The sequence below is a fragment of the Streptomyces sp. NPDC028308 genome, assembly GCF_055565855.1.
The window spans coordinates 333,083-350,165 of the sequence record NZ_JBVHTO010000008.1 but is presented as its reverse complement, the minus strand read 5'-3'; the positions used below and the strand labels follow the sequence as shown (position 1 = coordinate 350,165).

The window sequence follows — 17,083 nt, the reverse complement described above, 5'->3', positions numbered from 1 at the left end:
TTTGCCGGAACGGGGCCGGGTTTCCTGACCATGGCTCACGTGGCCGCCGGTCGGTGCTTCTCGCCGGCGGTCGGACCCGCCGCGGCCGCGAGGACCGCCGCCAGGATCAGGGCGGCGAGGACCAGGCAGACGATGAGCGCGACCGCGCCCACCGAGGGGTGGTTCCACCGCAGCAGCGCCAGGGCTCCCGCCGCGATGAGGCCGGCGGACACCCACTTCGTGAGCATCATCAGCCGGTGGTACGGCGTCGTCCAGACGGCGAGCGCGGCGAGTACGAGGGTCACCACGGGCACCCACGTGCCGACGACGTCGAGCAGCCGCATCGTGTCCTGCGCCTTGTTCAGCTTCTCCGTCTCGAACAGGGTGATCGTGCGGTCGGTGTCGGGGATGGCGGTGGCCTTGCCGAAGCCGGCGTCGACAAAACGCTGGCGCACCTCGTCGACGACCTCGCCGACGTCCAGGCGGACCGTGTCGCCCTCCGCGCTCACGACGCCGCTCCGGTCACCGGTGAGCATGCCCACCACTGCGCCGTGCGCCCGCCGGTTAACGCCCTCCCAGGCCTGCTGGAAGACGTCGCTGGTGATCACGCGGCTCACTGTGCGGTCGACGACCTCTGTGACCGCGGACCGCAGAGGGCCGGTGAGTGCCTCGGCGCCGTCCACGACGCGGGGTTGTGCCCCGGCGTCCTGGAGGGCCTTGGCGAGGGAGTCCGTAACGGCTTTGACGTCCACATCCGCGACGACGCGGTCGGAGAGGCGGTCGGTGACGACCTTCTGCACCGAGGGTTCGGACGCCGGCGGCGCGACGGTCTGCACGTACCGGTCGGTGTCCGTGACCAAGTCCTGGACCCAGGCGGCGACCACGGCCAGCGGCGCGAGCAGCAGCGTCAGGAGCGGCAGGACCGACGCGCCGGCCCGGCGCACCCGGCGGTGCCGTACACCCGCGTGCCGACGCAGGCGTTCGTACTCCGCGCGTTCCGCGGCCGTCAGGGGGTGCGTGGGCGCGCGGTCCTCGGGGCTCGGTGAGGCCGGGTTCATGCGTGCTCCCCTCCTCGTGCGGTGAGCGGGTCGCCGCGAGCCCCTCGACCGGCGGCTCCCACGGGCCGGGCCGCGGTCAGGTCCTCGCACCGGAGGCGTGCGCGCCCGGTACGCCGGCCCTGCGGAGCGCGGCCCGCCAGGCCAGGGCGACGGCCGCTTCGGCCAGGCCGAGCAGGACGAGCCACAGCCCGAGGAGCCGGGTCAGGGCGCGGGCGGATTCGGTCGGCAGGGCCAGGACCACGATGCCCGCGACGATGGCGAGCACCGCGACACCCACGACGACGCCGCGGTGGGGGAGGTCCTTGGCGGCGATGGCCGTGTAGAGGGTCAGGACGCCGGAGGCCAGCCATACGACGCCGACGATCAGGGACAGGGCGGCGATGGTCTGCAGCGGGTTGCGCAGGCACAGCACTCCGGCGAGGAGGTACAGCACCGCCATGAGCAGCCCGGGCAGCCGTTCCCCGGACTCCTCCCGGCCGAAGACGGCCACGAAGCGGAACACTCCGGCGGCCAGCAGGTACAGGCCGATGAGGACGGCCAGGACGTGCAGGGTCTCGTCCGGCCAGACCAGGACCAGGACCAGGACCAGGACACCTGGCACCAGGGTCGCGATCGCCGAACACAGGATCCAGGTCCACGAGCGTCCCAGCTGTGCCAGTACGTCGACGGGGTTGCCGGCCGGGCGTGGGGCCGGCCCGTCGGTGAGGATCTCCGGTCCGGTGGGCGGCGCCGGATCACGCGGCATGGTCATGGCTCCTCCTCGCCGAGCAGGTCGCTACCGGACCGCCGGCTGGACGGTGCGCGGGGACCTGACCGCCTCAGCGTCCCCCGTGCCGCCCGCCCGTCGGGTCACCCGCCGCGGGTGATCCGGCGGACCGTGCCGCGGTGTGAGCTGGGACCCGGACGTGTTCGCCGGACCCGCGGTGAACGCAAGCAGCACGTCGGACGGAACGAAGAGCCATGGCATGAGCGAACCCGGAACGGACCGGCACAGGCCGCCGGAGCCACCGCACCGCGGGCACGGCGCGACCGCCCGTACCCGCCGCGGCTCCGTGGGATCAGCGCGTACCTCCCGGGAGGTGCGCGCCATGACGAGGCCGCGGACGGCCGGCGGGCCACCTCTCCGGGACGGAGCCGCGCGCATGCACACGGGCGCTTCCCGGACGCTGCTGCCTCACCGGCGCCGGGGGACCGTGCCGGGTGCCGTCCCCGACGCCAGGACGCCGAACCGGGAGGCCGGACCATGACCGTACCGAACCACTTCACCGCGTCCCTGCCCGAGGCCGAGCGAGCGGCTCACGGCAGGAGCGCACGCTCACGCGCCTCGCGATCGAGTCACGGCTGGTTCGAGGCCGACGAGCGGCGGACCGACCCTGTGGAGGTGGTCGAGCGCCAGTCCGCCGACCGTGTGCGGGAGTTGGTGCCGATCCGCTACGGCCGCATGCTGGAGTCGCCGTTCCGCTTCTACCGCGGGGCGGCGGCCATCATGGCGGGCGACCTCGCGGCCCTGCCCAGCACGGGACTGTGGGTGCAGCTCTGCGGGGACGCGCACCTGCTCAACTTCCGGCTCCTCGCGTCGCCGGAACGTCATCTGGTCTTCGACATCAACGACTTCGACGAGACCCTGCCCGGCCCCTTCGAGTGGGACGTCAAGCGGCTGGCGGCGAGCTTCGTGACGGCGAGTCGAGCCAACGGCTTCTCGCTCAAGGAGCAGAACAGAGCGGTGCGCGCCTGCGTGAGCGCGTACCGGGAACGGATGCGCGAGTTCGCCGGCATGCGCACCCTGGACATCTGGTACGCGCAGGACGACACCGACCGGATGCGCCAGTTGCTGGCCTCCTCGATGGACAAGGAGGCCAGGCGCCGTACGGCCCGGGCGACGGAGCGGGCGCGCACGCGGACCAACATCCAGGCGTTCGAGAAGCTGACCCGGGTCACGGTCGACGGCCGGCGCATCGCCCCGGACCCACCGCTGATCACGCCGCTCGACCAGTTGCGGGACGACCGTGCCGAGGTCGGGCGCGAGGAGCAACTGCGCGGTCTGGTGGGCGGATACGCGCGAACCCTGCCGTCCGAACGCCGTCACCTGCTGCGTCACTACCGGCTCGTGGACATGGCCCGGAAGGTCGTGGGCGTCGGAAGCGTGGGCACCCGCTGCTGGATCCTGCTGCTGCTCGGCAGGGACGACGACGACCCCCTGCTGCTGCAGGCCAAGGAGGCCCAGGAGTCGGTCCTTGCGGCCCACACGGGCGGGGACGGCTACGACAACCAGGGCCGCCGGGTGGTGACCGGCCAGCGCCTGATCCAGACGACCAGCGACATCTTCCTGGGATGGACACACGTCACGGGCCTGGACGGGCAGGACCGGGACTTCTACGTGCGTCAACTGCGGGACTGGAAGGGCATCGCACAGCCGGAGACGATGGACCCCGGCCTGCTCTCCCTCTTCGCTCGGCTGTGCGGGGCCTCGCTGGCCCGTGCCCACGCCCGCTCCGGCGACCCCGTCGCGATCGCCGCGTACCTGGGCGGCAGCGACCGCTTCGACAGGGCGCTCACCGTCTTCGCCCAGTCCTACGCCGACCAGAACGAGCGGGACTTCGAGGCGCTGGGAGCGGCGCGCCGTTCCGGGCGGATCACGGCGGAGAGTCTCTGAGAGGCGGGCTTCCGCCGACCCGAACTCCGCACGCTGTAGCCCTTGTTCCAGCTCCGCCGACCCGAACTCCCCGCGCCGTAGCCCTGGTTCCGGCTCCGCCGCCCCTCTGTCCGCTTCGTCGGAGGCCCCCTCGTCGGGGGCCTTCCTCATCGCGTCACCTGCGCTGTGTCTGTGCTGACTACCCGCGCCGGCCTCCAAGGACCGCCGGCTCGCTTCTCGTCAGCGTGAAACCCCGTGTGATCGCCGCCCGCATCCCCACCCGGACGGAGGCGGACTCACCCCAGCCGAATTCCCGGGACACCCGGTGTCAGCAGGATCATCCGTTCCGTCACTCCGGCAACTGCCGCATCTCCAGGACGCGCAGCCCCAGCGACTGGCAGCGGGCCAGCAGCCCGAACAGGTGCGCATCGTCCACGACGGGGCCGAACAGGAGCGTCTGGCCGGACATCACCACGTGACCGAGCTCCGGGAACGCCTCGGCCAGCGTGTCCGACAGGTCTCCCTCGACGCGAATCTCGTAGCGCATGGCTTGCTCTCCCCTGGGCGGCGTGGGGCAGGCGGACGGCGCCCTTCCCTGCGATCGTGCTCCTTCGCGCCGGACCGGCCATCACCCGGTACAGGTGACCCGCCGGGCACGGCGCGGAGGTCGAAGGGCGTCAATGCTTCAGGACGATCTTGAAGGTGATGATCAGCAGCCCCAGCACCAGGTTGACCGAGGCGGTGCTCGCCATGAGACGCCGCGAGGCACCGGCCCGGCGGGCCGCGGCCACGGACCAGCCCACCTGCCCGGCCACCGCGACGGACAGGGCCAGCCAGACGGCACCCTGCACGTCCAGCCCCAGGAGCGGGCTCACGGCCACCGCGGCGGCGGGCGGAACGGCCGCCTTGACGATCGGCCACTCCTCGCGGCAGACGTGCAGTACCGCTCTGCGGTCCAGGGCCTGCTGCGCCAGACGCGCGCCGAACAACTGCGCGTGGACGTGCGCCACCCAGAACACCACGCCGGTGAGCAACAGCAGCAGCACCAGTTCCGTGCGCGGGAACGAGCCGAGAGTGCCGGCGCCGATCACCACGGAGGCCGCGAGCATGGAGCCGTAGACGCCGCCCGTGTAGTCGGCACGCGTCCGGCGCTCGGTCGGTGTCGTCCGCTCCTCGGCGGGGCTCGGGGTCCGGGACATCGGTCCTCCAGGGGTTCAGCGCGTCGATCCTGTGACGCCGGCCGGGGCTCCGCTCTTCGGCCGCGAGGGACGGCGCTCGCGGCCCGCCGGCAGATGCGGGGTGACGAGGAAACTGGCGAGGGTGATGCCGCCCGTGGCGAGGATCGCCGCCTTCAGCCCGTCGAGCTGCGCGTCGGCGTAGGACTCCGCGATGGCGTCGACCTCCGAAGGCGGCAGTCCCTCGCGTTCGGCCGCCGTGCGGACCTCTTCGGTCGGGACGAAGGAGACTCCGGCCTCCAGGGCCACGCTGACCCCCTCGCGTGCCTGCGCGGACAGCCGCGGGTCGTCCTCGACCTTGCTGGTGACGGCGTGGCCCAGCGCGCCGATGAGGATCGACCCGATGAGCGCGGTTCCCAGAGCGGAGCCCAGGTTCTGTGCGGTGAACTGGAGCCCTCCGACCTCGCTGCGCTCCTTCTCGCCGACGCTGGACTGGACGACGTTGCCGAGCTGCGAGGCGAGCAGGCCGACACCCACGCCGAGCAGCGCCATCGCGCCGGCGAACTGGGCGTCGTCGATCTCCGGCTCGATGGTGGCCAGTAGCCATACGACGGCCACCGTGAGAGTCAGCAGGGCCAGCCGGACCACCCGGCGCGGTCCCATCACCCTTCCCAGCGCGGAACCGCACAGGGAGGTCACCAGCATGGTGGCGGACACCGGGAGCAGCCGCAGCCCCGTCTGGAAGGCGTCGAACCCCTGCACCACCTGGAGGTACAGCGGGATGGCGAAGAACAGTCCGAGCAGGATGAGGTTCTGGCTCAGCAGCGTCATCAGGCCGGAGCGCAGCACCGGTCTGCTCAGCAGGGACAGATGGACGAGGGGATCGGCGCCCTGTTCGTCCCGCCGTCGTTCCCAGTACCGGAAGAGGGTGAGGACGGCGGCTCCGGCGGCGACGACGAACAGCGTCGGGGCGAAGCCGAGGACGGTGAAGGGCGGATTGCGGGGCTGCACCCATCCCCAGGTGCTGCTCTGCAGCACGCCGAGCACGCACAGCCCCAGTCCGGCCGCGGAGAGCACCGCGCCGATCCCGTCCAGCCGCGGTCGTGGGCCGGTCGGGTCGGTGCGCGGGATCACCCCGCGGCACAGCAGGACGGCCAGCACGACCACGACTTCACCGACGAAGACCAGCCGCCAGGTGAGGTACGTCGTCACCCAGCCGCCCAGCAGGGGGCCGACCGCGATTCCCGCGCCGGCGAGCCCGCCGACCACCGCGTAGGCGACGGCCCGGTCCCGTCCTCGGTACGACTCCGCGATGAGGGCGGCCATGGCGGGCAGCACCATGGCGGCGCCGAGTCCTTCGATGACGGACCAGCCCAGGGTGAGGACCCACAGCGTGGGTGCCACGGCGGTCAGGGCCGATCCGACGGCGTAGACGGTGAGACCGAGAAGGAAGACGCGGCGGCGCCCCAGGATGTCACCGAACCTGCCACCGATGATCATGAAGGCGGCCATCACCAGCGCGTACAGCGTGATGACGGCCTGGATGGCGGTGACCTCGGTGTCGAAGTCCTCGACCAGCTGGCTGATCGAGACGTTCATGACGGACGTGTCCAGGACCATCAGGAACTGGGCCGTACCCAGGACGATCAGAGCGCGCCAGTGCTTCAAGGTGTCCACCTCGCCTCAGTGAGTCGGCCGTGCTGCCGGCGGAATGCGCCGGGCGGCGGCCCACGCGTGCGCTGCCGCCCTCCCATCGCAGCCGAACGGCCCGCCCAGCGCCTCACCCGCCACGGGGGAGGGAGAGGGGATCGGGCGGGGCCGTGCGGTAATCGGGCCGGCGCGGCGTCCGGAAGTCTCTCGCGCCATCGGATGCGGGCCTCGGCCACACGGCCCAAGGGAAGGAGTTCACTTCGGTCGCCCGGAGGCGGCGGCTCGCGCCCGCGGCCGCCCGCACCTGATGCCTACGCCGGACGCCCCGGCCGGGGTCGTCGGCGCGGGCGGTTCACATCAGCCCGAGCTCGCGGGCGCGGCGCACCGCCTCGTTGCGCCGGTTCACGGCCAGTTTCCGGTAGACGCTCTTGAGGTGGGTCTTCACCGTGTTCACGGACACGTAGAGGTCCGCGGCGATCTCCTCGGTGGACATCATCCTGGCCAGCCGTTCCAGGACGTCGCGCTCGCGTCCGCTCAACTCCTCGGCGACGAGCGCCGGGGGCCGCTCGTCCTCGGCGGCGGCCGGCGTGCTCCGTCGCGACGGACCGGGGGCCAGCCAGTCCGCGGCAAGGTCGTGCAGCGGCGCGGTGGCCAGCATGGGCCGTAGCCATGGACCGGCATCGAGGAAGGGACGCCGCAGCCGCTCACGCCGGGCGTCGAGAAGCGCCTGCGCGACGAGTCGGCGGGCGGTGGCGCCGTCGCCCGCCTCCTGCGCCGCCCGGGCCTTGACCAGCGCTGCCCGGACGGTCACGGCCGGACCGGTGCGGCCCGTGGTGGGGATCGCGTCGAGCAGGGCGAGCGCCCTCTCGGGACGGGCCGCGGCGAGGAACATCCGTGCCGCCTCGACCGCGCAGGCCGGCTGATCGGCGGACACGTCTTCGAGTACCTCGACCGCGCTCTCCGGGTGCCCCTCCGACAGGTGGGCGGCGGAGACGACCAGTGCCGCGCAGCCGTCCGCCCAGGGCGAGGGCACGGCGGTGGACACGCCCGGGTCCACCACCTCCACGGCGGCGCGGGCCTTGCCCCGGGCCAGCAGAAGGCGAGCCTCGACGACGGCTCGTCCCGCCGCCGTCACCGGGTCCTGCCCGATGAGGGGGAGCCGGGCCGTCTCGTCGAGGAGTCCCTGGGCCCGGCCCAGCTCATCGCGCTCGATGGCCACGGCGGCCAGCACCAGCAGCCCGAGGGCGGAGCCGGCGCCGGACGGGTCCTGTCGGGGCGGCCCGGACGAGGGGTCCTGGCGAGGCGGACCGGACCGCTGCGGTTCGGGGGCTCCCGTCAGGGCCTTGCGCTCCGCCCGGCCGATCCAGCCGTGGAGGTGGTCGATCAGAGCCAGGTGCCCGACCGCCTCCTCACGCGGGAGCACGGTGGGCGCCCCGCCCGGCGTGCCCGCCACCTGGGCCAGCACCGCGCGCGCGTCCTCGAACCGTCCGGCCCACAGGCGGGCCGAGCCCAGGTGGGTCCGCAGGAGCGCCATGAGTTCGGGATGCCCGTCCAGCAGTGGACCCGGGACCTCCCGCCGGAGTGCGCCGGCCGTCTCGGCGGCCGCCTCGGCGTCGTCGGGCGCGCCGGTCAGCCGGGCGGCCAGCGTCTGCAGCAGGGCGCAGCTCAGCCGGGCGGACGCGGCGTCGGGTCCCGCGGCGGCCAGCCGCTCCTGCGCGCGGCGCAGGTGGTGCAGTCCGCGTTCGGCTTCGCCCCGGGACAGGTCGCGGGCCGCCCGCACCAGATCGGTGGCGGGGCCGGCGGTCCCGGGGTCCAACTCGGAGAAGACGTGGTCGAGTTCGCCGGAGCGCAGACCGGTGAAGAACTGCCCGATCGCCAGGTCGTCGACGAGGGCTTCGGCGGTGAACTCCCAGTCGCCCGCGGCCGCGCCGTGGGCGAGGGTCTCCGTGAGCGTCCCCCGGCGGCGCAGCCAGCGTGCGGCGCGCCGGTGGAGTTCCGGCTCCAGGCCTGGCATGCGCACCCGCAGATGGGCGCGGAGTATCTCCCCGAACAGCGGGTGCAGCCGATACCACGAGTGCCCCAGACGCTCGACGAACGCGTTCCCGCGGTGCAGTCCGTCGAGGATGGGCTCGGCGTCGCTCCGCAGGGTCAGGGCGTCCGCCAGGCCGGGACAGAAGCGGTCCAGGACGCTGACGCGCAGCAGCAGGTCCTGGGTCTCCGCCGTCTGCCGCTTGAGCACTTCGGCGAGCAGGAAGTCCGCGACCGTGCTCCGGTCCGCCTCGAACTCCTTCAGATACCTCTCCGGATCCTCGGTCTCCCCTGCGGCCAGGGCACACAGGCGCAGACCGGCCGCCCAGCCGCGGGTGCGATCCACCAGGGCGCTCGCGGCCGGCACCGGCAGAGTCAGTCCGTGCAGCTCCAGCAGCGCCACCGTCTCCTCCGGCGTGAAGGCGAGCTCGGCGGCGCGGATCTCCGTCAGCTCGTCCGCCGCCCGGTAGCGGTGCAGGGGCAGGAGGGGTTCGGTCCGGGTCACCAGGACCAGACGCAGGCCCTGCCCCGCGTGATGCAGGACGAACTCCAGCTGCTCCGCGATCTCCGGGTCCGTCACACGGTCGTACTCGTCGATCATCACGACGACGGGTCCGGCACGGCCGTTCAGCTCGGCGGCGAGCGCCGACAGCAGCCGCTGGTCCACCCGGCCCGCCTCGGCCGGAACCCCCACCGCTGCGGACACCGGCGCCCCGCCAGCGCGCAGGGCTTGCAGCACGTAGGCCCAGAACACTCCGGGACGCCGGTCCTCCGCCTCCGCGGACAGCCAGGCGACCGGCTGCCGCAGTCCGGCGGCCCAGTCGGCGGCCAGCAGGGTCTTGCCCGCTCCGGCCGGACCGTTGACCAGCGTCAACGGCGTCCGGAGGGCTTCGTCGAGATGATCGACGAGTCGCTGCCGCCGCAGGAACGTGGCCGGTCCTGTCGGCACGGTGATCCGCGTACGGAGAAGGGGTTCTCCCGGAAGATCGAGCCACGGGGCGCCCGGGTCGGCCGCTCCCGAAGCATGCTCGGAGGTCTCCGCCACGGGCGCTCACCACCACTGTCCGTCGGAGTCGTGTCACGGGGCAGTGCTCTCGGATCCAGCATCCCAGCCCTCCCGCCCCCGCGCGCGACGTGCAAGATCGGTACTGGGGTGGTAGGCGGCGCCCTCCGGGCGTGTACGCGAGCGCTTTCCGGCCGTGCGTCAGGTACCTGCCGGGTCGCCGCCCTGCCGGGCGCCGGTGAACATGTCGACCAGGCTGTGCGGCGCGTTCTCGTCGAGGTAGAGGGGGAGAAGGGCGGCGGCCTCGGCGGCCGCCTCGGCACTGCGGGGGAACAGCGCTTCCTCGTACGCGGTGAGCGCCGCCTCGGTGTCGTCGGGGTGGGCGGCTATGGCGTCGGCGAGTTCCGCGCCGTCGAGCATGGCGATGTTGGCGCCCTCGCCGGAGGGCAGCATGAGGTGGGCGGCGTCACCGAGCAGGGTGACGCCCGGGACATGCTCCCACCGGTGGTCGCCCGGCAGTGAGTGCAGGATCCGGGCGACCGGAGCGGTCTCGCCGTCGGTGATGAGCGCGGTGAGTTCGGGTGCCCATCCGGGGAACTCCTCGGCGACCCGGGCCGCGGCTCCGGCGGCGTCGGTGAAGTCGATGTCGTCGATCCACTCACGCGGTTTGTTGAGCTGGACGTAGGTGTGCAGGACGCCGTCCGGCTCCCGGTGGGCGGCGATTCCCTTGCCCGGTGCGAGCGCGAACATGGAGCCCTCTCCGACCGCCCCGGCGCTGGCGGGGTGGCGTTCGTCGCTGTCGAACAGGTAGGTCTCGACGAACACCGTGCCGGCGTACTCGGGTCGCGCCGCGGACAGCAGGGGGCGGACCCGTGACCACGCGCCGTCCGCGCCGACCAGGAGGCCGCTCGTCACCTTCGAGCCGTCGGCGAAGGTGAGCTCGTGCCGGCCGTCGCCCAGAGACCGGGCCACGGTGACCTTGTGCCCCCAGGCGACCGTGCCGGCGGGCAGCGAGTCGAGAAGCAGCTGCCGCAGCCGGCCGCGGAGCACCTCGGGCCGCCCGCCCGAGCCGTCGTCGGGCCGGTCGAACAGCACGGTCGCGTGCCGGTCGAGCACGCGGATCGCTTGACCGCCCTCGTGGATGAGGTCGAGGAACCGGTCGTACAGGCCTGCGGCCTTGAGAGCCCGCTGTCCGTCGTGGTCGTGGATGTCGAGCATGCCGCCCTGGGCACGCGCGGCCGGTGACGCCTCTGCCTCGTACACCGTCGCCGGGATGCCGTGGACGTGCAGGACGCGGGCCAGCGTCAGCCCGCCGAGCCCCGCTCCGACGATCGTGACGTGCGTGGTCATGGTGCTTCCTCCGTGATCGCGGACCCCGGGGCGAGCGCCGACCGAGGGAGTCTGGAACGACGTTCCAGCACGCCCAGAGTGGAACACCGTTCCATCACCTGTCAAGCTGGAACAATGTTCCAGAGCGTCTACGATGGCGGCATGGCAACCAGGACGCGCCGTCCGGACCGACGGCAGGAACCGCTCTCCCGCGAGCGCATCGTCACCACCGCCGTGGAACTCCTCGACATGGTGGGGGAGGGCGGTCTCACCTTCCGCGCGCTGGCCGAGCGGCTCGCGACCGGCCCCGGGGCGATCTACTGGCACGTCACGGGCAAGGCCGAGCTCCTCGGTGCCGCAACCGACGCCGTCATCGGAGCCACCACCGTCGGAGACACTGCCGCGACCCCGCAGGAGACGATCCGCGCCCTCGCACTGGGCCTGTTCGACGCGATCGACGCCCATCCCTGGGTCGGCACGCAACTCGCCAGTTCACCGTCGCAGCCGCCCATGCTCCAGGTCTTCGAAAGCCTCGGACGACAGGTCCAGGCGCTCGGGGTGCCGGACGAGGCCCAGTTCACCGCGGCGTCCGCGCTGCTGAACTACATCCTCGGAGTGGCGGGCCAGAACGCCGCGAACGCGCGCACGGTGCGGCCGGGCACGGACCGCACCGAGTTCCTCGACGCCACGGCGACCGCGTGGGAGGCACTCGACCCCGACCGCTACCCGTTCACCCGGCACGTCGCCGAGCGCCTCCGCCGGCACGACGACCGGGCAGAGTTCGCGGCCGGCATCGACCTCATCCTCGCGGGGATCACCGCGCGCCCGTAGCCCGGTTCCTCCGGAGGCCTCCGGACGTCCGTGGTCCGGCGCCTGTCCGTGCCCGCTCCTCAGCTTCGGGCCGGGTCGCCCTCGAACTCGGGACGGAAGCTGCGGATCACGTCGTGACCCGGCTGGACGAGGACGTAACTGTGCTCCGGGACCTCGTTCCAGGCGCCCGGGAGGTCGCCCAGCGGTTCCGACACGACGAGACGCGTCTCCTCCGAGACCTCACGGAGGAACCCGACGTCGGGGTGGAGGGAGCGCAGGGTGTCCACCCTCGTGCTGAAGTACAGCGAGCGTGACCGCCCTTCGCTGGAGTAGCGGAACGCCCACAGCCGCTCGCCGTCCGCCACCGCGACGGTCATCTGGAGGGGATTCTCGACGCCGTGCGCGTGGCCCGTTCGCTCGACGAGGGCCGCCATACGGGCCACCGCCCCGGGTGGGTCCTCCGTGAGGCCGAAGGTGAGGGCGAGGTAGAACATGAGCTCGGAGTCGGTGGACCCCTCGATGTCGGGGTACAGCTCCGGATCGACGGCCACGGCGAGATCACGCCGGAGGAGACGGAAACCGTTGATCATCCCGTTGTGCATCCACATCCAGCGGTCGTGCCGGAAGGGGTGGCAGTTGGACTGCTGCACGGCCGTCCCGGTCGCCGCCCGGATGTGGGCGAAGAAGAGGCCCGAGCGGACGTGATGGGCGACCTCCCGCAGATTGCGGTTGTTCCACGCCGGGCCCACGTCCCGCACGATGGCCGGGGTCGCGCCCGTGTCCAGGGTGTACCAGCCGAGGCCGAAACCGTCGCCGTTGGTCGTCTCCACCCCCATGCGGGAGTGCAGACTCTGGTCGATCAGGGAGTGGGTCGGCTTGAACAGCACCTGGCTGAGCAGGACAGGAGTGCCCGAGTAGGCGATCCAGCGGCACATCTTGGATCCCTCCGCTGCTGGGATCAACGGCCCGTCACAGGAGAGGCGCCGTCGGACGAGTAGTCCCCAGTATCGCCCGGCCGTGCGCCGACGGCACGCCGGGACGCCCTTTGTTCTGGCCCGGAGACAGGGGGGACAGGGGCGGCCTTACGGGGACGGCGTCCGGGCGCGGCACACGGACAAGGCCGGATCGGGCAGTGCCTGGTGGGAGCGCCGGGAGAGGGTGTGGCGGGCGCGCTTTCTGGACCTCCGCCCCTGGCGATTCCGTCATGGCCCTCGCGTCTAGGGTTCGGACATGACATCGAGCGCCTACCTCTCCGAACTCTTCTCGCTGGACGGCCGGGTCGCCGTCGTGACCGGAGGGAGTTCCGGTATCGGCAGAGCCATCGCGGGAGCGCTCGCCAGGGCCGGTGCGAGCGTGGTGGTCGTGGCGCGCAAGGAACGCGAACTGACGGCCACCGTCGACGAGTTGACGGCGGAGGGATGCCGGGCGGCCTGGGTGAGCGCAGATCTGGGCACCCGCGAGGGCGTGCGCGCGGCGGCGGAACAGGCGGCCGAGGTGTTCGGCGAGCCCGACATTCTCGTCAACAGCGCCGGGGTCAACCTGCGGCCGCCGATGGACGAGCTGACCGACGAGGTGTGGGACACCACCATGGCGGTGAACCTGGAGGCGCCCTATCTGCTCGGCCAGCGGTTCGGGCCCGGTATGGCCGAGCGCGGATTCGGCCGGATCATCCACATCACCTCGCAGCAGGCGCACCGGGCGTTCGTCCAGAGCGGCGCCTACGGCGTCTCCAAGGGGGCGCTGGAGTCCTTGGCCCGGTCACAGGCGGAGGCCTGGTCGCGGCACGGCGTCACCTGCAACACGCTCGTGCCCGGCTTCGTCATGACGCCGCTCAACGAACGCCTGTCGTCCGACCCGGAGAAGGTGGCGGCGCTCGCGGAGCGCACGATGGCCGGGCGCAACGGTCTGGCCCAGGACTTCGCCGGCGCCGCGGTGTTCCTGGCCGGTCAGGCGTCCGGCTACGTCACCGGTCAGTCGATCTTCGTCGACGGTGGCCTCTCCGTGCACTGAGTCGGAGCCGACGCCGGTGCCGTCCGGCCGTACAGCGAGCGATGGGTGCCGCGGGGCGCCTGTCCCGCGTCGTGCGATGCTCACCGCATGAACACGCAAGACGCCGTGGTGGTCGTCCGCCGGCCTGGCAGGGACCTCTCCGCCCGTGACGGGCTGTCCGAGCTGCTGGCCGCCTACCACCTGCGGACGCAGGCCGAGAAGGGTGAGGCCGCCGGCGGCGTGGACGAGCTGCCGGACCGCTACCGCGCCGAACTGGTCCGTCCTGAGGCCGTTTTCGCGGACGGCGCCGTGTTGCTGGCGTTCAGCGGTGCCACCGCGGTGGGCTGTCTGGTCGTGACCGCTCCCGTCGACGGGCACTGCGAGATCAAGAGGCTCTGGACGGACCCGGCGTTCCGGGGGAGGGGCGTGGCCTCCGACCTGGTCGGCGCCGCGCTGACGTACGCCGCAGACCTCGGCGTGGGCCTGGTGCGGCTGTCGGTGTGGGAGTGGCGTACCGGGGCCATCGCACTGTACGAGCGGTTCGGGTTCACCATCACCGAGTCCTGGGACGACCGCGACCGGCTCGTCTGCATGGTGCACGCGGTGAAGGGCTTGTAGTCCCACGCAGGCGCGGCGGTGGTGATGCGCTTGCCGTCGCCCAGGACGGTGTGACGGGCGATGGCGGGTACGTGATCCCGGGTCGCGCCCGTACCGGCAGGGGGCGCGACCCCCGGCCGGTACGGTGCGCTGTCTCAACCGGCGTCGGCCAAGTCGAAGTTGAGCCGCTCCCGCACTACCGGGTAGCCCGCCTTGGCGAAGTTGGCGGCCATCGGGAAGTTGCCCTGGTCCGTCGCCGCGGACACGAAGTCCGCGCCTTGCTCGACCAGGAAGTGGGTGCACTCCGCGAGCAGGTCATAGGCGTACCCGCGGCCCCGCTGCTCCGGCAGCACCCCGATGAATCCGACGCAAGGGCCCGACGGGTTGCGCGCCGGGATGTGGATGCCCACCGGCTCCCCTTGCGGAGTGTGAGCGATCTGCCACCACTCCCGAGGCGACGGGCACCAGTTGAAGAAGTCGAGTTCCTCCTGGGCGGCCTTGTCGATGCCGCCTTCGCGGATGGCTCGCAGGGCGTGGGCGTCCAACGTCACGGAGTGGATGCTGCGCAGCGCGTCGAAGAAGACCGCGTCGTCCGGTTCGGAGCGGAACTCCAGGCGGCCGGGGCGTTCGGGCAGCCCGCAGTCGGGTGTCCAGCGGTACAGGAAGCGCTCCACCAGGAGTTCGTATCCCGCCGCCCGTGCGGCGGTGAACCGTGTCTCGGCGGCGGTGCGCAGGGCGGGGTCCTCGCGCCAGCCGGCGGGCAGGTTCATCTCGAGCTCGACCTGCCAGGGTGCGCTGCGCAGGAGTTCGGCTCCGGCCTTCTCCTCGCCCTCGGCCACGTCGAACCAGTTGACGGTCAGCGGTGTGGTGTCGTCGGGGCCACCCCACCAGGCGGCACGGGCGACGACCTTTCCGTCGCGCAGGGCCACGCGCTTCCAGTCGGTGCGGAAGCGGGTGCGCCGGTGTGCCTCCCGCGTGTTCAGCGGGTCGGGCAGGGTGTCGAAGAGATGTGCGTCGCGCTCGTCGAGCGCGTGGATGACCGTGTCGGTCATGAGTCCTCCGGGAAGAATGCCGTGTGAAGCGCTCCCGGTCGGATCAGACGAGCCACGCCGGGGCAACGGAAAGGGAGCGCTGGGTCGTTGTGAACTGCATGGCACTCGCCTCCTTCCGTCCGTCTCAGGGCGTGCGCCCACCTTACGGCCCACGGCGAGCCGGGGCCACCGGTTTTTGACGACGGTCGCGTCCCGGTCTCCTTCCCTTGGCTGACCGGTGCGGCCGCCGCAGACGCCCCCGACCCGTCGGCAGCGGTGACTGGAAGGGTTCGGAATCACCGTCTCAGCTGTCCCGCGCCTCCAGCAGCTCCTCCGGGGGCCGGAACCCCGCCCGTCGGTAGAGCGGGGCGCTGCGCTCGGACGGCCAGACCACGAGCACGTCCATGCCCGTGGCCCGTGCGTGCCGGCGCAGGGCGTCGAGCAGTGCGGCACCGCACCCGCGGTCGCGGAACCCGGGGGTCACGTAGAAGTTCGTCACGTAACCGAGGGGTGTGTTGTCCTCATAGGGCTCGGGCACTCGTTCCACGAGGTTGAGGAAGACGTGCCCCCGGGCCACTCCGTCGCTTTCGGCCACCCAGGCCAACCACCGTCCGTCGCCCAGCCGTTCCCGGATTCACTGCTCGGCCTCCCTCGCGGAGTGAACCGGGGCGGGGGCGTCGACCTCGTGGTCCGCTTCGTAGTCCTCCTGCTTGAACGCCCAGCGCAACCGCGCCAGTTCGGGAGCGTCGGCCGCCTCGGCCCGGCGTACGCGGAAGTCTGTGGTCATGCGGCAAGTTTCGCGTGGTCTCGCCTCGGCCGCGCCTGAATTTCTGTCGGCCGCGTCCCGGAGGGCCTGCAGGCGCCGCGCCCTGAGTGGTCCGGCACGGCAAGGGGCCCGCCGTGGGACGCGGTTCGCGTCTCGCGCCGCAGTCGCGATCACGTTCACGCGGCGCGGGTTCGGCTCCGGCTGCCGGTGACGGTCCCTGCGTCGCGGTTCATCCCCGACACCTCGGCGTCAGTAGGGGAGCCCTTCCGACGCCGCGTGCAGGGCGGCGAGGAGGCAGGCGGTGATCTCGTTGCCGGCCGCGTCCGGGTCGTCCCCGTACCGCCGTGCGAAGTCCTCGGCGGCGGCGCGCAGTGCCCCGTTGAGGGTCGCGGCGTGGACCTTCACTCGCAGGTCGTCGACGTCCGCGCCGGATCGCCGGGCGAGCATCGTCGCGAGGACGGGCAGTGCGTCGTCGTGCGCCTGGAGCCAGACGGCGCGGAGTGCCGGGTCGGTGGAGGTCATCCGGATCAGGTCGAGGATGACGGGGGCGGCCGGCGGCATCTCACCGTTCCCGCAGAGGTCCTCGAAGAAGTCCAGCAGGCCCATGTCCGTCGGCCAGTACCGCAGTTGGTCCATGGCGAAGTCGAGGCCCGCGGTGAGCAGAGGCAGTACGCAGCTCTCCTTGGTGGGGAAGTGCCGCCACAGCGTGCGGGCGGAGATGCCGACCGCCTGGGCGATCTGCTCGCCTGTCGTTGCGCCGACGCCCTGCGTGGTGAACAGGTGGACGGCCTCACGGGCGATGTCGAAGCGGAGGGCGGACCTGCGCCGTTGGGCGAGCGACGGCCTGTCGTCCGGTGCCGCAGGCTGCCCGTGGTCCACGGATGGCGTCCTGCGCACGCTCGCTCCCCGCCCTCGGTCTCTGGTCGCCGCAGCATAGCGAAGCCGCCGCAAGATGACGCATGCAGACGTCTTGTCACTGAGTGACACGCGAACTTACTCTGCCGTAAGTAACCAGCGAGTAACCGCCGCGGTCTCG

General features: G+C 72.3%; 16 protein-coding genes. 4 read left to right on the top strand and 12 right to left on the bottom strand.

Annotated features, from left to right (window positions below; translation table 11 throughout):
• Window positions 1–35: 35 nt before the first annotated feature.
• Together ACZ4VA_RS20460 and ACZ4VA_RS20455 are read right to left on the bottom strand one after the other, a co-directional pair.
• Entirely contained in the window at window positions 36–1,037 is a 1,002-nt protein-coding gene (locus ACZ4VA_RS20460; RefSeq protein WP_355794461.1) for a hypothetical protein, read from the bottom strand.
• A gap of 76 nt (window positions 1,038–1,113) precedes the next feature.
• Window positions 1,114–1,788, bottom strand: a complete 675-nt coding sequence (locus tag ACZ4VA_RS20455) for an HdeD family acid-resistance protein (RefSeq protein ID WP_468082307.1) — start codon at window positions 1,786–1,788, stop codon at window positions 1,114–1,116.
• A gap of 492 nt (window positions 1,789–2,280) precedes the next feature.
• Between ACZ4VA_RS20455 and ACZ4VA_RS20450 the strand changes: the two genes are divergently transcribed.
• Complete coding sequence (locus ACZ4VA_RS20450; RefSeq protein WP_356169920.1) at window positions 2,281–3,690, top strand: DUF2252 domain-containing protein; 1,410 nt, start codon at window positions 2,281–2,283, stop codon at window positions 3,688–3,690.
• Window positions 3,691–4,018: 328 nt separating this feature from the next.
• Here the strand turns inward: ACZ4VA_RS20450 and ACZ4VA_RS20445 are convergent, their stop codons facing one another.
• The 5 genes from ACZ4VA_RS20445 to ACZ4VA_RS20425 all read right to left on the bottom strand — a co-directional run bounded on the left by ACZ4VA_RS20445 (window position 4,019) and on the right by ACZ4VA_RS20425 (window position 10,875).
• Window positions 4,019–4,216 (bottom strand): hypothetical protein, encoded by a 198-nt coding sequence (locus ACZ4VA_RS20445; RefSeq protein WP_355788727.1) that lies wholly within the window; start codon window positions 4,214–4,216, stop codon window positions 4,019–4,021.
• 130 nt (window positions 4,217–4,346) lie between these two features.
• The gene (locus ACZ4VA_RS20440) at window positions 4,347–4,868 is read right to left on the bottom strand and encodes a hypothetical protein (protein ID WP_356169923.1); all 522 of its coding nucleotides are present in this window, start codon (window positions 4,866–4,868) and stop codon (window positions 4,347–4,349) included.
• A gap of 15 nt (window positions 4,869–4,883) precedes the next feature.
• A complete protein-coding gene (locus tag ACZ4VA_RS20435; protein WP_468082306.1) occupies window positions 4,884–6,512 on the bottom strand; it encodes an MFS transporter in 1,629 nt (542 codons plus the stop codon).
• 334 nt (window positions 6,513–6,846) lie between these two features.
• Window positions 6,847–9,567 carry a winged helix-turn-helix domain-containing protein gene (locus tag ACZ4VA_RS20430; RefSeq protein WP_468082305.1) on the bottom strand — a complete coding sequence of 907 codons (2,721 nt, stop codon included), beginning with the start codon at window positions 9,565–9,567 and terminating at the stop codon, window positions 6,847–6,849.
• A gap of 159 nt (window positions 9,568–9,726) precedes the next feature.
• Window positions 9,727–10,875 (bottom strand): FAD-dependent oxidoreductase, encoded by a 1,149-nt coding sequence (locus ACZ4VA_RS20425; RefSeq protein WP_388904884.1) that lies wholly within the window; start codon window positions 10,873–10,875, stop codon window positions 9,727–9,729.
• A 141-nt stretch (window positions 10,876–11,016) separates the two neighbouring features.
• Here ACZ4VA_RS20425 and ACZ4VA_RS20420 point away from each other — a divergent pair, with 141 nt between their 5' ends.
• Window positions 11,017–11,685, top strand: a complete 669-nt coding sequence (locus ACZ4VA_RS20420) for a TetR/AcrR family transcriptional regulator (RefSeq protein ID WP_388904885.1) — start codon at window positions 11,017–11,019, stop codon at window positions 11,683–11,685.
• A gap of 59 nt (window positions 11,686–11,744) precedes the next feature.
• Here ACZ4VA_RS20420 and ACZ4VA_RS20415 read toward each other — a convergent pair whose 3' ends face one another.
• Window positions 11,745–12,599, bottom strand: coding sequence for a class II glutamine amidotransferase (locus ACZ4VA_RS20415; RefSeq protein ID WP_355793213.1), 855 nt, complete (start codon window positions 12,597–12,599; stop codon window positions 11,745–11,747).
• A 295-nt stretch (window positions 12,600–12,894) separates the two neighbouring features.
• Here ACZ4VA_RS20415 and ACZ4VA_RS20410 point away from each other — a divergent pair, with 295 nt between their 5' ends.
• Both ACZ4VA_RS20410 and ACZ4VA_RS20405 read left to right on the top strand, forming a co-directional pair.
• A complete protein-coding gene (locus tag ACZ4VA_RS20410) occupies window positions 12,895–13,674 on the top strand; it encodes an SDR family NAD(P)-dependent oxidoreductase (RefSeq protein ID WP_355793211.1) in 780 nt (259 codons plus the stop codon).
• 87 nt (window positions 13,675–13,761) lie between these two features.
• A complete protein-coding gene (locus ACZ4VA_RS20405; protein WP_468082304.1) occupies window positions 13,762–14,271 on the top strand; it encodes a GNAT family N-acetyltransferase in 510 nt (169 codons plus the stop codon).
• Between the two features lie 134 nt (window positions 14,272–14,405).
• Here ACZ4VA_RS20405 and ACZ4VA_RS20400 read toward each other — a convergent pair whose 3' ends face one another.
• The 4 genes from ACZ4VA_RS20400 to ACZ4VA_RS20385 form a co-directional block, all read right to left on the bottom strand.
• Window positions 14,406–15,302: a GNAT family N-acetyltransferase gene (locus ACZ4VA_RS20400; protein WP_468082303.1), complete on the bottom strand. Its 897-nt coding sequence runs from the start codon at window positions 15,300–15,302 to the stop codon at window positions 14,406–14,408.
• Window positions 15,303–15,585: 283 nt separating this feature from the next.
• On the bottom strand, window positions 15,586–15,903 hold the full coding sequence (locus ACZ4VA_RS20395) for a GNAT family N-acetyltransferase (RefSeq protein ID WP_468082358.1): 318 nt from the start codon (window positions 15,901–15,903) through the stop codon (window positions 15,586–15,588).
• A 12-nt stretch (window positions 15,904–15,915) separates the two neighbouring features.
• Window positions 15,916–16,068, bottom strand: coding sequence for a hypothetical protein (locus ACZ4VA_RS20390; protein WP_468082302.1), 153 nt, complete (start codon window positions 16,066–16,068; stop codon window positions 15,916–15,918).
• Window positions 16,069–16,296: 228 nt separating this feature from the next.
• The gene (locus tag ACZ4VA_RS20385) at window positions 16,297–16,944 is read right to left on the bottom strand and encodes a TetR/AcrR family transcriptional regulator (RefSeq protein ID WP_468082301.1); all 648 of its coding nucleotides are present in this window, start codon (window positions 16,942–16,944) and stop codon (window positions 16,297–16,299) included.
• Window positions 16,945–17,083 lie beyond the last annotated feature (139 nt).